Source organism: Pseudomonas sp. LBUM1668 (genome assembly GCF_059695715.1).
The window spans coordinates 612,729-630,702 of sequence record NZ_CP166787.1; the positions used below are offsets into that span (position 1 = coordinate 612,729).

At 60.4% G+C, this 17,974-nt stretch carries 12 protein-coding genes; 7 read left to right on the forward strand and 5 right to left on the reverse strand.

The window, feature by feature from the left end; all coding sequences use genetic code 11:
- Positions 1-136: 136 nt before the first annotated feature.
- From ACA061_RS02655 to ACA061_RS02670, 4 genes are all read left to right on the forward strand, one after another.
- Positions 137-2,449, forward strand: coding sequence for a YgiQ family radical SAM protein (locus ACA061_RS02655; RefSeq protein WP_150602691.1), 2,313 nt, complete (start codon positions 137-139; stop codon positions 2,447-2,449).
- Between the two features lie 280 nt (positions 2,450-2,729).
- Positions 2,730-6,005, forward strand: coding sequence for a transglutaminase family protein (locus ACA061_RS02660; protein WP_497300505.1), 3,276 nt, complete (start codon positions 2,730-2,732; stop codon positions 6,003-6,005).
- Between the two features lie 88 nt (positions 6,006-6,093).
- Positions 6,094-8,580 (forward strand): circularly permuted type 2 ATP-grasp protein, encoded by a 2,487-nt coding sequence (locus tag ACA061_RS02665; protein ID WP_497300506.1) that lies wholly within the window; start codon positions 6,094-6,096, stop codon positions 8,578-8,580.
- A complete protein-coding gene (locus tag ACA061_RS02670; protein WP_497300507.1) occupies positions 8,580-9,470 on the forward strand; it encodes a transglutaminase family protein in 891 nt (296 codons plus the stop codon). The genes ACA061_RS02665 and ACA061_RS02670 overlap by 1 nt, the downstream gene beginning before the upstream one ends.
- Before the next feature lie 175 nt (positions 9,471-9,645).
- On the opposite strand, the gene ACA061_RS02675 is transcribed toward ACA061_RS02670, so the two are convergent.
- Together ACA061_RS02675 and ACA061_RS02680 are read right to left on the reverse strand one after the other, a co-directional pair.
- Positions 9,646-9,843 carry a hypothetical protein gene (locus ACA061_RS02675; RefSeq protein ID WP_150617990.1) on the reverse strand — a complete coding sequence of 66 codons (198 nt, stop codon included), beginning with the start codon at positions 9,841-9,843 and terminating at the stop codon, positions 9,646-9,648.
- 68 nt (positions 9,844-9,911) lie between these two features.
- Positions 9,912-10,499, reverse strand: coding sequence for a cytokinin riboside 5'-monophosphate phosphoribohydrolase (locus tag ACA061_RS02680; RefSeq protein ID WP_150602617.1), 588 nt, complete (start codon positions 10,497-10,499; stop codon positions 9,912-9,914).
- Positions 10,500-10,843: 344 nt separating this feature from the next.
- Here ACA061_RS02680 and azu point away from each other — a divergent pair, with 344 nt between their 5' ends.
- A complete protein-coding gene (gene azu / locus ACA061_RS02685) occupies positions 10,844-11,290 on the forward strand; it encodes an azurin (RefSeq protein WP_042557408.1) in 447 nt (148 codons plus the stop codon).
- 247 nt (positions 11,291-11,537) lie between these two features.
- Here the strand turns inward: azu and nadE are convergent, their stop codons facing one another.
- The 3 genes from nadE to ACA061_RS02700 form a co-directional block, all read right to left on the reverse strand.
- Entirely contained in the window at positions 11,538-12,365 is an 828-nt protein-coding gene (nadE, locus tag ACA061_RS02690) for an NAD(+) synthase (RefSeq protein ID WP_497300508.1), read from the reverse strand.
- Between the two features lie 4 nt (positions 12,366-12,369).
- The gene (gene pncB / locus ACA061_RS02695; RefSeq protein ID WP_497300509.1) at positions 12,370-13,593 is read right to left on the reverse strand and encodes a nicotinate phosphoribosyltransferase; all 1,224 of its coding nucleotides are present in this window, start codon (positions 13,591-13,593) and stop codon (positions 12,370-12,372) included.
- A 221-nt stretch (positions 13,594-13,814) separates the two neighbouring features.
- Positions 13,815-14,714 carry a LysR family transcriptional regulator gene (locus tag ACA061_RS02700; RefSeq protein ID WP_150602614.1) on the reverse strand — a complete coding sequence of 300 codons (900 nt, stop codon included), beginning with the start codon at positions 14,712-14,714 and terminating at the stop codon, positions 13,815-13,817.
- 163 nt (positions 14,715-14,877) lie between these two features.
- Between ACA061_RS02700 and amaB the strand changes: the two genes are divergently transcribed.
- On the forward strand, positions 14,878-16,368 hold the full coding sequence (gene amaB / locus ACA061_RS02705; RefSeq protein WP_042557412.1) for an L-piperidine-6-carboxylate dehydrogenase: 1,491 nt from the start codon (positions 14,878-14,880) through the stop codon (positions 16,366-16,368).
- Positions 16,369-16,597: 229 nt separating this feature from the next.
- Positions 16,598-17,881, forward strand: coding sequence for an L-pipecolate oxidase (gene amaA / locus ACA061_RS02710; protein WP_497300510.1), 1,284 nt, complete (start codon positions 16,598-16,600; stop codon positions 17,879-17,881).
- The last annotated feature ends 93 nt before the right edge of the window (positions 17,882-17,974 follow it).

Consider the following 17,974-nt stretch of genomic DNA (forward strand, 5'->3'; position numbering starts at 1 on the left):
CGTGGGACGTTCGCGGGGCATGTCGCGAACGATCCTGGGCAACGATAAAGAGAAACCGACCATTGCCGTCGGAATTGGTTATTTTTTGTGCTATATTCCGCGCCCGCGATTTTTCATCTCAACACCGGTCGTCGACATGCAAACAGCCAAGCCGTTATTTGACTATCCAAAATATTGGGCCGAATGTTTCGGGCCAGCGCCATTCCTGCCGATGAGCAGGGAGGAGATGGATCAGCTTGGCTGGGATTCCTGCGACATCATCATTGTTACGGGAGATGCCTACGTCGATCACCCGTCGTTCGGCATGGCAATCATCGGCCGGCTGCTGGAGTCGCAAGGCTTCCGCGTCGGGATCATTGCCCAACCGAACTGGCAGTCCAAAGACGACTTCATGAAGCTCGGCGAGCCGAACCTGTTCTTCGGCGTCGCGGCCGGCAACATGGACTCGATGATCAACCGCTACACCGCCGACAAGAAAATCCGTTCCGATGACGCCTACACCCCGGGCGGCATGGCCGGCAAGCGTCCGGATCGCGCCAGTCTGGTCTACAGCCAGCGCTGCAAGGAAGCCTACAAAAACGTGCCGATCGTGCTCGGCGGCATCGAAGCTTCGCTGCGCCGCATCGCGCATTACGACTACTGGCAGGATCGCGTGCGTAACTCGATCCTGATCGACGCCTGCGCCGACATCCTGCTGTACGGCAATGCCGAGCGGGCGATTGTCGAAGTCGCCCAGCGTCTGTCCTACGGTCACAAGATTGAAGACATCACTGATGTGCGCGGCACCGCGTTCATCCGTCGTGACACGCCTGCGGGCTGGTACGAAGTCGATTCCACGCGCATCGATCGTCCGGGCAAGGTCGACAAGATCATCAACCCGTACGTGAATACCCAGGACACCCAGGCCTGCGCCATCGAGCAGGAAAAGGGGCCGGTCGATGATCCGGAAGAAGCCAAGGTCGTGCAGATCCTGGCCAGCCCACGGATGACCCGCGACAAGACCGTGATTCGTCTGCCGTCGGTGGAAAAGGTCCGTGGCGATGCGGTTCTTTATGCGCATGCCAACCGCGTACTCCATCTGGAAACCAACCCGGGCAACGCCCGTGCGCTGGTGCAGAAGCATGGCGAAGTCGACGTCTGGTTCAACCCGCCGCCGATTCCGATGACCACTGAAGAAATGGACTACGTGTTCGGCATGCCTTACGCACGTGTCCCGCATCCTGCGTACGGCAAGGAGAAAATCCCGGCCTACGACATGATCCGTTTCTCGGTGAACATCATGCGCGGCTGCTTTGGCGGCTGTACCTTCTGCTCGATCACCGAGCACGAAGGCCGGATCATCCAGAACCGTTCCGAAGAGTCGATCATTCGCGAAATCGAAGAGATCCGCGACAAGGTGCCAGGCTTCACCGGCGTCATTTCCGACCTCGGCGGCCCGACCGCGAACATGTACCGCATCGCCTGCAAAACGCCGGAAATCGAATCCGCGTGCCGCAAGCCATCCTGCGTGTTCCCGGGGATCTGTCCGAACCTGAACACCGATCACTCGTCGCTGATTCAGCTGTACCGCAGCGCTCGCGCGTTGCCGGGTGTGAAGAAGATCCTGATCGCCTCCGGCCTGCGTTATGACCTCGCGGTCGAGTCGCCGGAGTACGTCAAAGAGCTGGTGACCCACCACGTGGGTGGTTACCTGAAGATCGCCCCGGAACACACCGAGGAAGGTCCGCTCAACCAGATGATGAAACCGGGCATTGGCAGCTATGACAAGTTCAAGCGCATGTTCGAGAAGTACACCAAGGAAGCCGGGAAAGAGCAGTACCTGATTCCATACTTCATCGCCGCGCACCCGGGCACCACCGACGAAGACATGATGAACCTGGCGCTGTGGCTCAAGGGCAATGGCTTCCGTGCCGACCAGGTGCAGGCGTTCTACCCGTCGCCGATGGCCACCGCCACCGCGATGTATCACTCGGGCAAGAATCCGCTGCGCAAGGTCACCTACAAAAGTGACGGTGTGACCATCGTCAAGAGCGAGGAGCAACGTCGTCTGCACAAGGCGTTCTTGCGTTATCACGACCCGAAAGGCTGGCCGATGCTGCGTGAAGCGCTGCAACGCATGGGGCGCGCCGATTTGATCGGGCCGGGCAAGGATCAGTTGATTCCGCTGCATCAGCCGGCCACCGACAGCTACCAGAGCGCCCGTCGCAAGAACTCGACGCCGGCTGGCAGCCATAAAGTGGCGAAGGAAGGCAAAGAGAAGACTACCAAGATCCTCACTCAGCACACCGGCCTGCCGCCGCGTGCCAGTGATGGCGGTAATCCGTGGGACAAGCGTGAACAGGCCAAGGCTGCGGCGTTCGCCCGCAACCAGCAGGCCGCCAAGGAGCGCAAGGACGCGGCCAAGGGCAAAGGGCCGAAGCCGACACGCAAACCGGTCGTGCCACGCTAAACAGAACGCCAACCTTCGGGTTGGCGTTTTTTTTTTGAGTCAAAAGATCGCAGCCTGCGGCAGCTTCTACAGTGGGATTCGCGTTTCCCTGTAGGAGCTGCCGCAGGCTGCGATCTTTTGATCTTCGCCACAATTAGGCGCAACTTCGCCAAACCATTTCCTCGCATCGCCCGATTTTGGTGCTGTACTGCCCTGAGCATTCCGCAAAAGCGCCCGAGCCTGTGCATGGCATAAGTCTTGCGCGCTTTCGAATACGCTTAGGGCTCGCAGGAGGCACGCCGTGTCGATTCATGTCGCATTGCATCACGTCACGCATTACCGCTACGACCGCGCTGTCGAACTCGGCCCGCAGATCGTTCGCCTGCGCCCGGCTGCCCACAGCCGCACGCGGATTCTCTCGTATGCGCTGAAAGTCTCGCCCGAGAAGCACTTCATCAACTGGCAGCAGGACCCGCAGGGCAACTACCTCGCCCGGTTGGTGTTCCCGGAGAAAACCGACGAACTGCGCATTGAAGTCGACCTGCTGGCGGAAATGGCGGTATTCAACCCGTTCGACTTCTTCCTCGAACCCTACGCCGAGAAAATCCCCTTCGCCTATGCCGCCGATGAGCGCAAGGAGCTGGCGCCGTACCTCGAAACCTTGCCGCTGACGCCGGAATTCAAAGCCTATCTCGACGGCATCGACCGTACGCCGCTGCCCGCTGTGGATTTTCTGGTCGCGATTAACCAGCGTCTGAGCGAAGACATCAATTACCTGATTCGCATGGAGCCGGGCGTGCAAACCCCGGAACACACCCTCGAACACGCCTCTGGATCGTGCCGCGACTCGGCATGGCTGCTGGTGCAATTGCTGCGCAACCTCGGACTGGCGGCGCGGTTTGTCTCCGGTTACCTGATTCAACTGACCGCCGACGTGAAAAGTCTCGACGGGCCATCCGGCACCGAGGTGGATTTCACCGATCTGCATGCCTGGTGCGAAGTGTATTTGCCGGGCGCCGGTTGGATCGGCCTTGATGCCACGTCAGGGCTGTTCGCCGGTGAAGGACATATCCCGTTGGCCTGTAGTCCCGATCCGTCCTCGGCGGCACCGATCAGCGGCATGGTCGAACCCTGCGAGACGCAGTTCAGCCACGAAATGTCGGTTGAGCGAATCTGGGAAGCGCCAAGGGTTACCAAGCCCTACACCGACGAGCAATGGCTGGCGATTCAGGCGCTGGGCCGGCAGATCGATGCCGACCTGCTGGAAGGCGACGTACGCCTGACCATGGGCGGCGAGCCGACCTTCGTTTCCATCGATGACCCGGACGGCGCCGAATGGAACACCGCCGCCCTCGGCGAGGACAAGCGTCGGCTCTCCGCCGAGTTGTTTCAGCGCATGCGCAAGCATTACGCGCCGAAAGGTCTGGTGCATTTCGGCCAGGGCAAGTGGTACCCCGGTGAGCAACTGCCGCGCTGGTCGCTCAATTGCTATTGGCGCCGCGATGGTGTGGCGATCTGGCAAAACGACGCGTTAATCGCCGACGAGCAGCAGGATTACCGCGCCGATGGTGAACTCGCCGGGCGCTTTCTGGCGAGTGTCGCCGAACGCCTGAAAATTCCCACGCGATTTGTGTTCCCGGCCTACGAGGACAATTTCTATTACCTCTGGCGTGAAGGAACTTTGCCGAGCAACGTCAGCGCCGAAGACTCGCGTCTGGAAGAGCCGCTGGAGCGTGCGCGGCTGCGCAAAGTCTTCAATCAGGGACTCGATAAAGTCATCGGCCAGGTACTGCCGCTGGCGCGTACCGCCAAGGGCGATCAATGGCAGAGCGGGCGCTGGTATCTGCGCGACGAGCATTGCCGTCTGGTGCCGGGGGATTCTCCGCTGGGCTATCGTTTGCCGTTGGGCGCGCAGCCTTGGGTGAAAGCGGCCGAGTATCCGTTTATCCATCCGCAGGACCCGAACCAGAACTTCCCCGAGCTACCGCAGACTGCGCAACTCAACAGTCACGGTGAACCGGCCACGGCTGACGAGCGCCAACCGAAAATCGACGAATCCGCCGACTGGCTGACCCGCACCGCGTTCTGCGCTGAAGCACGAGAAGGGCGCTTGTACCTGTTCATGCCGCCGCTGGAGCGGGTCGAGGATTATCTGGAATTGGTCGCAGCCATCGAAGCCACCGCTGAAGAGCTGCGCTGCCCGGTACTGCTGGAGGGCTACGAACCGCCGAGCGATCCGCGCCTGAGCAATTTCCGGATTACTCCGGATCCGGGCGTGATCGAGGTCAACGTGCAGCCGTCCGCCACTTGGGACGAGTTGGTCGAGCGCACCGAGTTTCTCTATGAAGAGGCGCGGCAAACCCGACTGACCACTGAGAAGTTCATGATCGACGGGCGCCATACCGGCACCGGTGGCGGCAACCACTTCGTCCTCGGTGGCGCGACGCCGGCCGATTCGCCGTTTCTGCGGCGTCCGGATCTGCTGCGCAGTTTGATCAGTTACTGGCACAACCATCCGTCGCTGTCCTATCTGTTTTCCGGCTTGTTCATCGGTCCGACGTCCCAGGCGCCGCGTGTCGATGAGGCGCGTAACGACGCCTTGTATGAACTGGAAATTGCCTTCGCGCAGATGCCGGAGCCGGGCGAGGAGTGCGCGCCGTGGCTGGTGGATCGATTGCTGCGCAACTTGCTGATCGATGTCACCGGCAACACCCATCGCGCAGAGTTCTGCATCGACAAGCTCTATTCACCGGACGGCGCCACCGGGCGCCTCGGCTTGCTGGAGCTGCGCGCCTTTGAAATGCCGCCGCACGCGCGCATGAGCCTGGCCCAGCAATTGTTACTGCGGGCGCTGGTCGCACGTTTCTGGCGCGAGCCGTATGCGCCGCCGAAACTGGCGCGCTGGGGCACGGAGCTGCACGATCGGTTCATGCTGCCGCACTTTATCGAACAGGATTTCGCCGACGTTATCGTTGAACTCAACAGCGCCGGTTATCCGCTGCGGGCCGAGTGGTTCGCGGCGCATCTGGAGTTTCGTTTTCCCAAGGTTGGCGATTACGCGGTCAACGGTATCGAACTGGAACTGCGTCAGGCCCTTGAGCCGTGGCATGTGCTGGGTGAAGAGGGCACGGCGGGCGGCACGGTACGTTACGTCGATTCATCGTTGGAGCGCTTGCAGGTCAAGCTCAAAGGCCTGCCACCGCAACGCTACCTGCTGACCTGCAACGGCATCGCGGTGCCATTGCATCCGACCGGGCGAGTCGGCGAGTTTGTCGCCGGTGTGCGTTATCGCGCCTGGCAACCGGCCAACTGCCTGCAACCGAATATCCCGGTGCACGCGCCGCTGGTGTTCGACTTGCTCGATACGTGGATGGCGCGCTCGCTGGGCGGCTGCCAGTACCACGTGGCGCATCCGGGTGGGCGCAATTACGAGACGCTGCCGGTCAATGCCAACGAAGCGGAGAGCCGGCGCATGGCGCGTTTCTTCCGCATCGGACATACGCCGGGGAAACTTCCTATACCGAATGTGGAAATAAACGACGAGCTACCGATGACAATCGATTTGCGCCGTTTCTGAATCGTACGCAGCGCCCGGATTTTTCGTCTATCCGGGCGTCATCTGCCTGCGTTAGTCTGACCTTTCCTTGCTGTCTGCCGAGCTTTCCATGCCTGACCTGCTAGACCGCTACCCGCTGACGGCGGGCACTTACCACGAACTGCTGGATGCCAGCGGTGCGGTGCGCCCGCATTGGCAACGGCTGTTCGAGCAATTGCAGCGCAGCACACCGGCGCAACTGGTGCAGCGGCAGGCATTGCTGGCCCGGCAGATTCAGGAAAACGGCGTCACCTACAACGTCTATGCCGATCCCAAAGGCGCGGATCGTCCGTGGGAGCTGGACTTGCTGCCGCATGTGATTGCGGCGGATGAGTGGCAGCAATTGTCGGCCGGGATCGCCCAGCGAGCACGACTGCTCAATGCCGTGCTGGCCGATTTGTATGGGCCGCAGCGCTTGATCAGCGAAGGTCTGCTGCCGGCGGAGCTGGTATTCGGCCACAACAATTTTCTCTGGCCGTGTCAGGGCATTGTGCCGCCGGACAGTGCTTTTCTTCATCTATACGCCGTGGATCTGGCGCGCACGCCGGACGGGCGCTGGTGGGTGACGGCAGATCGCACGCAGGCACCCTCGGGTGCCGGTTACGCCTTGGAAAACCGCACCATCGTGTCCCGCGCCTTCCCCGAGTTGTACCGTGATCTGAAGGTGCAGCATCTGGCCGGTTTCTTCCGTACGTTGCAGGAAACACTGGCCCGCCAGGCGCCCACTGATGACGAGGCGCCGCTGGTGGTGTTGCTGACGCCGGGGCGGTTCAACGAAAGCTATTTCGAACACCTGTATCTGGCGCGTCAGCTCGGGTATCCATTGGTGGAGGGCGGCGACCTCACAGTGCGCGATGCCACCGTCTACCTGAAAACCCTCAGCGGCCTGCGCCGGGTGCACGCGATCATGCGGCGGCTCGACGACGACTTCTGCGATCCGCTGGAGCTGCGCACGGACTCGGCACTCGGCGTTCCCGGTCTGCTTGAGGCGGTGCGGCAGGGGCGGGTGCTGGTCGCCAATGCGCTGGGCAGCGGCGTGCTGGAATCGCCGGGTTTGCTGGGGTTTCTGCCGAGGATCAACCAATTCCTGTTTGGCGAAGAACTGATCCTGCCGTCCATCGCAACCTGGTGGTGCGGTGAAGCGCCGGTGTTGGCCCAGGCGCTGGAAAAACTCCCTGAACTGTTGATAAAACCGGCCTTTCCTTCACAAAGCTTCGCGCCGGTATTCGGCCGCGATCTGAGTGAAAAGCAGCGCCAATCCCTCGCGGAGCGCATGCAGGCGCGCCCTTACGCCTATGTTGCGCAAGAATTGGCGCAGCTCTCCCAGGCGCCGATCTGGCAAGCCGAAGACGGCCAGTTGCAACCCCGGGCGATCGGTATGCGTGTGTACGCGGCGGCCAGCCGTGACGGCTATCGAGTGCTGCCGGGCGGGCTGACCCGGGTGGCGGCCGAGGCTGATGCCGAAGTGGTGTCGATGCAGCGCGGCGGGGCGAGCAAGGACACCTGGGTGCTGGGCGATCGTCCGCCGAGCGGCGAACAGTGGAAGACCCAGCGCAACGTCGGCGTGCACGATCTGGTCAGGCGTGATCCTTATCTGCCGTCGCGGGTGGTGGAAAACCTGTTCTGGTTCGGCCGTTACTGCGAGCGCTGCGACGACAGTGCGCGGCTGCTGCGAATCATGCTCGCGCGGTATGTCGACGGCGACGACCCGCAAGCGCTGCAAGCCGCGGTCGAACTCGGCGAGCGACTGTCGCTGTTGCCGGACGAAGGTGAACTGCCGGAGCGTTTGCTGGCTGCGCTGCTCGGCGAAGACTGGTCGTTCAGCCTGCGCTCCAACCTGCAACGCTTGCAGTGGGCGGCTTCGCAGGTGCGCGGCAAGCTCTCACGGGAAAACTGGCAGGCGCTGGTCGAGTTGCAGCGTGAAGCGCTGGAGCTGGAGACCGACGAGCCGGATTTTGGCGAGTTGCTGGATTTTCTCAACCGTCTGGTGATGTCGCTGGCAGCGCTGTCAGGTTTCGCGTTGGACGACATGACCCGAGACGAAGGCTGGCGCTTCCTGATGATCGGCCGGCGTATCGAACGGCTGCAATTCCTCAGCAGCAGTCTGGCGGGGTTTCTGCGTGGCGCCGGTGCGTTCGATCAGGCCGGGCTTGAGTGGTTGCTGGAATTAGGCAACAGCAGCATCACTTACCGCTCACGTTATCTGGCGGTGGCGCAGTTGATCCCGGTGCTCGACCTGCTGTTGCTCGATGAACAGAACCCACACGCGGTGTTGTTCCAGTTGAAACTGGTGACTCGCATGTTGAAACGCCTGAACGATGATTTCGGTGTGCCACGCGAGGCCGGACTGCCGCAACTGGTCGAACGATTGGCACGATTTGATCTGGGCTGTCTGGAGAACCCGCTGTTCGGTGAATCCAGCGTACGCGCAGCGCTCGATGGTCTGGCGGATCTGCTGCAAGAGATCGCCGAAGCCAGCGGGCAAGTCTCGGATCGACTGGCCCTGCGCCATTTCGCCCATGTCGATGATGTCAGCCAGCGCACGGTGTCCGTCTGATGAGCGCGCATTACCAGATCTTCCACGACACCTGTTATCACTACGACAGCCCGGTCTCGCTGGCGCAGCAGTTGGCACACCTGTGGCCGCGTGAGTGCAGTTGGCAGCGCTGCACTGAACAACAATTGCTGATCAGCCCACAACCATCGGCACGACGCGATGAGCTCGATGTGTTCGGCAATCCGCTGACGCGGCTGGCGTTTGAGCGACCGCACGATGAGTTGCAGGTCAACGCCCGGCTTACCGTTGAAGTGCTGGCGCGACCGTCGCTCGATTTCAATCAGTCTCCGGCGTGGGAGCTGACGCGCAATGCACTGACCTACAGCAGCCAGCCACTACCTGCCGAATTGCTTGAGGCTTGCCGTTATCGTTTCCAGTCACCGTACGTGCATTTGAAACGCAGTTTCGTCGAGTTCTCGCACAGCTGTTTTCCGCCGGGGCAGCCGTTGCTGTTGGGCGTGCAGGCCTTGATGCAGAAGATTTTCAGCGAATTCACTTTTGATGCCGAAGCCACCCAAGTGGCGACACCGCTCGTGGAAGTGCTTGAGCGCCGTCGTGGGGTCTGTCAGGACTTCGCGCACCTGATGCTGGCCTGTGTACGCTCAAGAGGCCTGGCGGCACGTTATATCAGTGGCTATCTGCTGACTCAGCCGCCACCAGGGCAGCCACGGTTGATCGGCGCCGATGCGTCGCATGCCTGGGTTTCGGTGTTTTGCCCGGTGCTGGGCTGGGTGGATTTTGATCCGACCAACAATGTGCAGCCGGCGCTGGAGCACATCACTTTGGCATGGGGACGGGATTTTTCTGATGTGTCGCCGTTGCGCGGGGTGATTCTGGGCGGGGGAAGCCATGATCCGGAAGTGCGGGTCACGGTGATGCCACTGGAGTAACGCGTATTGGGGAGCTTTTGTGGCGAGGGGATTTATCCCCGATGGGTCGCGAAGCGGCCCCCTGCGTCCATCCAGACAGATTGATTTGTCTGGGCTGGCGGCTGCTTCGCAGCCGATCGGGGATAAATCCCCTCGCCACAGAGCTCCCGCAAGGGAGCGGATTCAACTATTCAGCTCAGGCGTCAGGCGCCTGCTCTTTCGGTGCATCTGCTTGTGTTTCTGCATCTACAGCGTCGTCTGTCGCCACTTCACCGTCAGGGTTCAGTGCCGCTTCTTCAGCTACTTGTTTCTTGCGCTGAAGCTTTTCCTCTTTCTTCTTTTCCTTTTCCAGGTCTCGTTGACGTTTGGCGAAGGAGTAATTGGGTTTGGCCATGGGCGATCCTCTTGGGTCGAAGGTGAGGTTGAGCGGCGCATATTCTGCCCTGTATCGGTGCCCGGCAGTTAGCCGGGTTTTTGGTCGACCCACTTTGGCGTGACGGTCGGCTTCCAGTTATCCAGGGCGTCGAGCAGCGTTTGCGGCGATTCGCTCACTTGCAGCATGTCACGGTGTGGCCCGCGAACGAAGCCTTCGCCGACGATATGGTCAAGAAAAGCAGTGAGTTTGCTGTAGAAACCGTTCACTTCCAGCAGGCCCAACGGCTTGCCGTGGTAGCCGAGCTGGCCCCAGGTCCAGACTTCGAACAGTTCTTCCAGGGTGCCGAGGCCACCGGGCAGCGCGATAAATGCATCGCTGAGTTCGGCCATCCGCGCCTTGCGGGCGTGCATGCCGTCGACCACTTCCAGACGCGTCAGGCTTTTGTGACCGATTTCCTTGTCCATCAGGCTCTGCGGGATGATGCCGATCACCTCGCCACCGGCGGCCAGTGCGGCATCGGCAACGATGCCCATCAAACCGACGGCGCCGCCGCCATAGACCAGCGTCAACTTGCGCTCGGCCAATGCGCGACCAAGGGCCACGGCGGCTTCGGTATAGGCTGGGTCAGTGCCGGCGTTGGCACCGCAAAATACACAAACGGATGTGAGAGACATGCCTTTCTCCGGTATCGAATCAGTCGCACAGGGTACTGGCTGGCACGCCTCGATCCAAGGTTTAGAGTTCGCGCTCCGGTGATTCAAAGGTACCGCTGGCGCCACAGGCATAGGCGGCGAGCAAGCTGCACAACAGGCCGTTAAAGATCATGACAGACGCTCCGTTTCAGTGAGATGCGCCGATCATAGGTTCAGCCGGATGATCTGGCCGTTAGATTGTGTCGATGAGTGTCATAGCCTGAAAGTTGTATACAATTTTTGACTCAAGTCATAGGAACTTGCGAAGATTTCAGGCAGTCTTTCAACCATTAGTGTTTTTGTTAACCCTGCCTTGGAGATTCACCATGTTTTCCAAAGTTGTTGCGGTATCCCTGCTGGCGCTGGCCAGCAGCCAATTGATGGCTGCCGAGTGCAAAACCACCGTTGACTCCACCGACCAGATGTCCTTCAACACCAAGGCCATCGAAATCGACAAGAGCTGCAAGACCTTCACCATCGAACTGACCCACTCCGGCAGCCTGCCGAAGAACGTCATGGGCCATAACCTGGTGATCAGCAAAGAAGCTGACATGCAGCCGATCGCTACCGATGGCCTGGCCGCCGGCATCGACAAGAACTACCTGAAGGACGGTGATGCACGCGTCATCGCTCACACCAAAATCATCGGCGCCAAGGAAACCGACTCGGTGACCTTCGATGTGTCGAAGCTCAATGCCAGCGAGAAATACGGCTTCTTCTGCTCGTTCCCTGGCCACATCTCGATGATGAAAGGCACTGTGACCCTGAAGTAATCATTCAGGCACAAAAAAAGCGTCCCGCGAGGGACGCTTTTTTTGCTCTTGTGTAGGAGCTGCCGAAGGCTGCGATCTTTTGATCTTGTTTGTTGGAAGCAAAATCAAAAGATCGCAGCCTCGTTTCACTCGACAGCTCCTACAGCGATCACAACGATCACAGCGATCACAGCGATCACAGCGATCACAGCGATCACAGCGATCACAGCGGATCGCTGGGATCTCAGAAGTTCCAGGGCGCTGCTTATCACGGCGCGAACGGCATCACGCGTTTGTGATGGGTCTTGTTGTACGTATCAACAATGATCTTGAACGCCTCTTCACGCAGCGGCTCGCCGTGCAGGAACGCGTCGATCTCGGTGTAGGTCACGCCATGGGACGCTTCGTCCGGTTTTCCCGGCGACAGGTCTTCGAGGTCCGCCGTCGGGACTTTCTCGACCAAAGACTCCGGCGCGCCGAAGCTGCGGGCAATCGCCCGTACCTGGTTTTTCACCAGACCGCTGAGTGGGGCGAGGTCACAGGCGCCGTCGCCGAACTTGGTGAAAAACCCCATCACCGCTTCCGCTGCATGGTCGGTACCGATCACCAGACCACCCGCCGCGCCAGCAATCGTGTACTGCGCAACCATGCGCATCCGCGCCTTGGTGTTACCGAGCACGAAATCCACTGACGCCGCGTGCTTGCCTTCGAACGCCGCGACTTCACTGGCCAGCGCTTTCACCGCCGGGCCGATGTTGACCGTGTGGCGTTCGTCCGGAGCGATGAAATCCACCGAGGCCTGAGCGTCGTGCTCGTCGAACTGTGTTTCATACGGCAGGCGTACGGCGATGAATTTGTACGCATTGTCGCCGCTACGTTCGCGCAATTCACCCATCGCGCGCTGGGCCAGCAGCCCGGCTGTCAGCGAGTCGACGCCGCCGCTGATGCCCAACACCAGCGTCTTGAGCCCGGAATTGACCAGGCAATCCTGAATAAAGGTAATGCGCCGGGCGACTTCGGCTTGCAGGGCCTGGTGGTCAGCGAACGGCGGTTGCACCTTGAGCTGTTCAGCAATCTCACGCTGTACGGCTTGCATGAATTCACTCCTTGCTAGATAGACTGGAATCGGCAGGAACCTGGAAAACGTGTCGCAAATAGGCGACAAAATTCGGATCTTTGCAGTGGGTCTTGCCTGGCTCGTCGGAGATCTTCGCCACCGGTTGGCCGTTGCAGGCGGTCATTTTAAGCACGATGCTCATCGGTTCGACACCCGGAATGTCACAGGTCAGGTTAGTGCCGATGCCGAAGCTCACGTTGATCCGCTCGTGCAACGCGCGGAATATCTCCAGCGACTTGGGTAATGTCAGGCTGTCGGAGAACACCAGCGTCTTGCTCATCGGGTCGATGCCGAGCTTGTGATAGTGGGCGATGCATTTTTCGCCCCATGCCACAGGGTCGCCGGAATCGTGGCGCAAACCGTCGAAAAGCTTGGCAAAGAACAGGTCGAAATCGCCGAGGAAAGCATCGGTGGTGATGCAGTCGGTGAGGGCGATCCCCAGCAACCCCCGGTACTCGCGGACCCAGCAATCGAGGGCGGCGATCTGGCTGTCGATCAACCTTGGGCCGAGTTGCTGGTGCGCCATGATCCATTCGTGGGCCATGGTGCCCAGCGGTTTCATGTCCAGTTCGCGAGACAGGTGCACATTGCTGGTGCCGACGAATCGACCGGGGAAATCGTGCTTGAGCACGTTCACCACTTCTTCCTGTACCCGGTAGGAAAACCGCCGACGGGTGCCGAAATCGGCGACCTGCAATTGCGATAGTTCATCGGCCGAAGCGTTGGCGGTCAGCCAGTCGAACTTGCGATAGAGCTGTTCACGCGCCTGTTCGAGCACGGTTTCGCGGTAGCGATAGCGGTTGCGCACTTCGCTGACGATGGCCAGCAGCGGCACTTCGTAGAGGATCACATGCAGCCAGGGCCCGCGCAGGCGGATGAACAGTTCGCCGTTTTCGATGCCGGTGCGCAGGTAGCGCAGATTGAAGCGGAACAAGCCGAGGAAGCGCAGGAAATCCGGTTTCAGGAAACTGATGCGCTCCAGAAAGCTCAGTTGATCGGCGCTCAGGCTCAGTTCGGCCAGACGCTCGATCTGAAAGCGGATCTCGGCCAGATACGGACGCAAGTCCTCACTGTTACGGCAACGAAACTCCCATTCGACTTCGACGTTGGGGTAGTTGTGCAGCACCGCCTGCATCATCGTCAGCTTGTAGAAGTCGGTGTCGAGCAGGTTCTGCACGATGCGATCGGCAAACACACTCTCGCTCATAACGGGGTCTCCAGGTGCGCCGCGCCGTGGCGCGGTCTCGAACAATGGCGCTAGTGGCGCATATCAGCGGTGGGGATTGCCAGCGATTTCTATTCTGAGTGAGGTCAATTGTGGCGAGGGGATTTATCCCCGACCGGCTGCGAAGCAGTCGTCGCTCTTGAAATTTTGGGGCCGCTGCGCGACCCATCGGGGATAAATCCCCTCGCCACAAGGGGCTGATTTCAGCCTGGATTGTCGATCTGCTCCAGCATCCATTTCACAAAATCCCTCACCTTGGGCACTTCCGCAGAATGTTCCGGGTAGGCCAGGTAGTAGGCGTCGGTGCTGGGCATTGCATGCTGCCAGGGAATGACCAGTTTGCCGTCGGCCAATTCCTCTTCCACCAGAAACCGTGGCAGCAGCGCTACACCGCAGCCGACCTGTGCGGCGCGGATGCACATATAAAAGGTTTCAAAACGCGGGCCGTGGTAGCTATGTTCGGTCTGGTAACCCTGACTGTCGAACCAGTCGTGCCAGGCCTGTGGCCGTGAAGCGTTCTGCAGCAGCACCAGGTCGGTGAGTTGCGTCGGATCAGTGAAAGGCTTGTCGGGCAAGCTGCCGGGCGCGCACACCGGCACAAGCTCTTCGCCGAACAGCTTCAGGCATTCAGTGCCGGGGCGTGAACCCTGGCCGAAATAGAACGCCAGATCGCTGCGCCCTTGCAGCAAATCGTCGGCCTCCTGCTCGTTGCACATGTCGAGATGGATCGACGGATGGCGCAAGCGCCAGCCTTTCAGGCGTGGCACCAGCCAGCGGGCGCCGAAGGTCGAAGGCGTGGAGACGCGCAGGACTTCGGTCTCGCCGCCGTAGGAACGCAGGTAGTGGGTCGACATCTCTACCTGCGTGAGGATTTTTCTGACTTCCACCAGATACAAATCCCCGGCCGGGGTCATCTGCAAACGCCGGCGTATCCGGCGGAACAACAAGTGCTGCAACAATTCCTCTAGTTGCGCGACCTGTTTGCTGACGGCGCTTTGAGTGAGGTTCAGTTCCTCGGCGGCCCGGGTGAAACTCAGGTGCCGGGTCACGGCCTCGAAGCACTGCAATGCGGTGATCGAAGGCAAGTGGCGTTTGTTCAGCATGGCCGATCCTTTTCTTGTCTTTCTATGCGCAGCATGAATAAACGGAATGATATCTCGCGTAAAGGTCGTTTGTTGCCTCGCCGTACTGACGCTACAACTAAAGGCCTGCCCGGTCGTGAAAAACCGACCGCACACATTCAGTTTTTTGCTTGAGGAGTGACCCATGGTTGCCGCATTGCTTGATCGTCTTGGTGTGAACCCGGCCCTTTATCAGAACGGCAAAGTGCCGGTGCATTCGCCGATCGACGGCAGCCGCATTGCCGCCGTGAACTGGGAAGGCCCGGCCGAAGTCGAGCAGCACATCAGTCGCGCAGATCATGCGTTCGAAGCGTGGCGCAAGGTGCCGGCCCCGCGCCGCGGCGAACTGGTGCGCCAATTCGGTGAAGTGTTGCGCGAGTACAAAGCCGATCTCGGCGAACTGGTGTCGTGGGAGGCGGGCAAGATCACCCAGGAAGGCTTGGGTGAAGTGCAGGAGATGATCGACATCTGCGACTTCGCCGTCGGCCTGTCCCGCCAACTGTACGGCTTGACCATCGCCTCCGAGCGCCCGGGCCACCACATGCGTGAAACCTGGCATCCACTGGGCGTGGTCGGCGTCATCAGCGCCTTTAACTTCCCGGTTGCCGTGTGGGCGTGGAACACCACGCTGGCGCTGGTCTGCGGCAACCCGGTGGTGTGGAAACCCTCGGAGAAAACCCCGCTGACAGCGCTGGCCTGTCAGGCGCTGTTTGACCGCGTGGTGAAGAATTTCAGCGATGCTCCGGCGAGTCTCTGCCAAGTGATCATCGGTGGCCGTGACGCCGGTGAGGCGTTGGTCGATGACCCGCGTGTGGCGCTGATCAGTGCGACCGGCAGCACCCGCATGGGCCGCGAAGTGGCGCCGAAGGTCGCCGCGCGTTTCGCCCGCAGCATTCTCGAACTGGGCGGCAACAACGCAATGATCCTCGGCCCAAGTGCCGACCTCGACATGGCCGTGCGCGCAATCCTGTTCAGCGCGGTCGGCACTGCTGGCCAGCGTTGCACCACCCTGCGTCGCTTGATTGCCCACGAGTCGGTGAAGGAAGAAATCGTCACTCGCCTCAAGGCTGCGTACGCGAAAGTGCGTATCGGCCATCCGCTGGAAGGCAATCTGATCGGCCCGCTGATCGATAAACACAGCTTCGAAAACATGCAGGATGCGCTGGAGCAGGCGTTGAGTGAGGGCGGCCGGGTGTTCGGCGGCAAGCGTCAATTGCAGGATCAATTCCCCAACGCTTACTACGTCTCGCCAGCGATTGTTGAAATGCCGGAGCAGAGCGATGTGGTCTGCAGCGAAACCTTCGCGCCGATCCTGTACGTGGTTGGCTATAGCGATTTCGAGGAAGCGCTGCGCCTGAACAACGCTGTGCCGCAAGGCCTGTCATCGTGCATTTTCACCACGGATGTGCGCGAGGCCGAACGGTTCATGTCGGCGGTCGGCAGCGACTGTGGTATCGCCAACGTCAATATCGGCCCGAGCGGCGCGGAAATCGGCGGCGCGTTTGGTGGCGAGAAGGAGACCGGAGGCGGTCGTGAGTCGGGCTCCGATGCCTGGCGCGGGTACATGCGCCGCCAGACCAACACCGTCAACTACTCGCTGGAGTTGCCGCTGGCGCAGGGCATTACGTTCGACTGAGTCCTTCGGTCGTGTAGAGAACCCCTGTAGGAGTGAACTTTTGTGGTGAGGGGATTTATCCCCGATGGGCTGCGCAGCGGCCCCAAAACGGGTAATCGCAGTTTCTGATATACCGCGTGCACTGGTTTACGGCTGCTTCGCAACCGATCGGGGATAAATCCCCTCACCACAGGGGCTCACTCCTACAGTGTGAATTGTGTGTTTGGCAGGTTTCTGTTGGAGTCTGGCAATGCCGTTACGCGAAGAATGTCTGTGGGAAAAGCTCACGCCACTAAGGCCCGATAACACGGCGCTCAAGGGTGAGGTCAAGGTTGATGTCTGCGTGATCGGCGCCGGGTTCACCGGGTTGTCGGCGGCACTGCATCTGTTGGAAAAAGGCAAAACCGTCTGCGTGCTGGAAGCTCATCGTGCCGGTCACGGCGGTTCCGGGCGCAATGTCGGGCTGGTCAACGCTGGCATGTGGATCCCGCCGGACGAGATCGAAGCCGGTTTCGGCGAGGCGGTCGGCAGTCAGCTCAACCGCATGCTCGGGGCAGCGCCTTCATTGGTGTTCAGCCTTGTGGATAAGTACAACATCGATTGCCAGCTACGCCGCGAAGGTACGTTGCACATGGCGCACAACGCCAAGGGCGAGGCCGATCTGCGCAGTCGTGAGCAACAATGGAAACGCCGTGGCGCACCGGTCGAATTACTGACCGGCAAAGCCTGTGAACAAGCCACCGGTACGCAGAAAATCGCTGCCGCCCTGCTTGATCGTCGCGCCGGCACGCTCAATCCGATGGCCTATGTCACCGGTCTGGCGAATGCCGTGGTCAGCCTCGGTGGGCAGATGTTTGATCATTCTCCGGTCGCTCGACTTGAGCGCGTGGGGCAACAATGGTCGGTGCAGACCGAGCACGGTTCGGTGCTGGCCGAGCAAGTGGTGATCGCCTCCAACGCCTATACCGAAGGCGACTGGACCGAACTCAAACGCAACTTCTTCCCCGGTTACTACTATCAGGTCGCCTCGGTGCCACTGACCGAAGACGCCGCGCAGGACATTCTGCCGGGCGGGCAGGGGGCGTGGGATACGCGCCAGGTTCTCAGCAGCATCCGTCGCGATAAAGAAGGGCGGTTATTGCTGGGCAGTCTCGGTAATGGCAATCAGAAACCGGCCTGGTTTCTCAAGGCCTGGGCCGATCGGGTGCAACAGCATTACTTCCCCAATCTGAAACCTGTCGAATGGGAATGCACCTGGACCGGGCGTATTGCGTTCACGCCCGATCACTTGATGCGCCTGTTCGAACCGGCGCCCGGTCTGGTCGCTGTCACCGGTTATAACGGCCGTGGCGTGACGACGGGCACCGTGGTCGGCAAGGCCTTCGCCGATTACCTGTGCAATGGCAACCCTCAGGCCCTGCCGATTCCCTTTGCACCGATGCAGCCGCTGGCAGGCGTGGGCTTGCGCAGTTGTCTTTACGAAGCCGGGTTCTCGCTGTATCACGCGGGCCAGTGCCTGCGCATCGTCATTTGAGTGTTGAAATATGTTGCGTGAAGCGGCGCTTTTTCGCTTAGCGACTAGCCTGTAATGGTGCGGGTTGTAGCAGTCCCGCACCAGCAGTGTGCA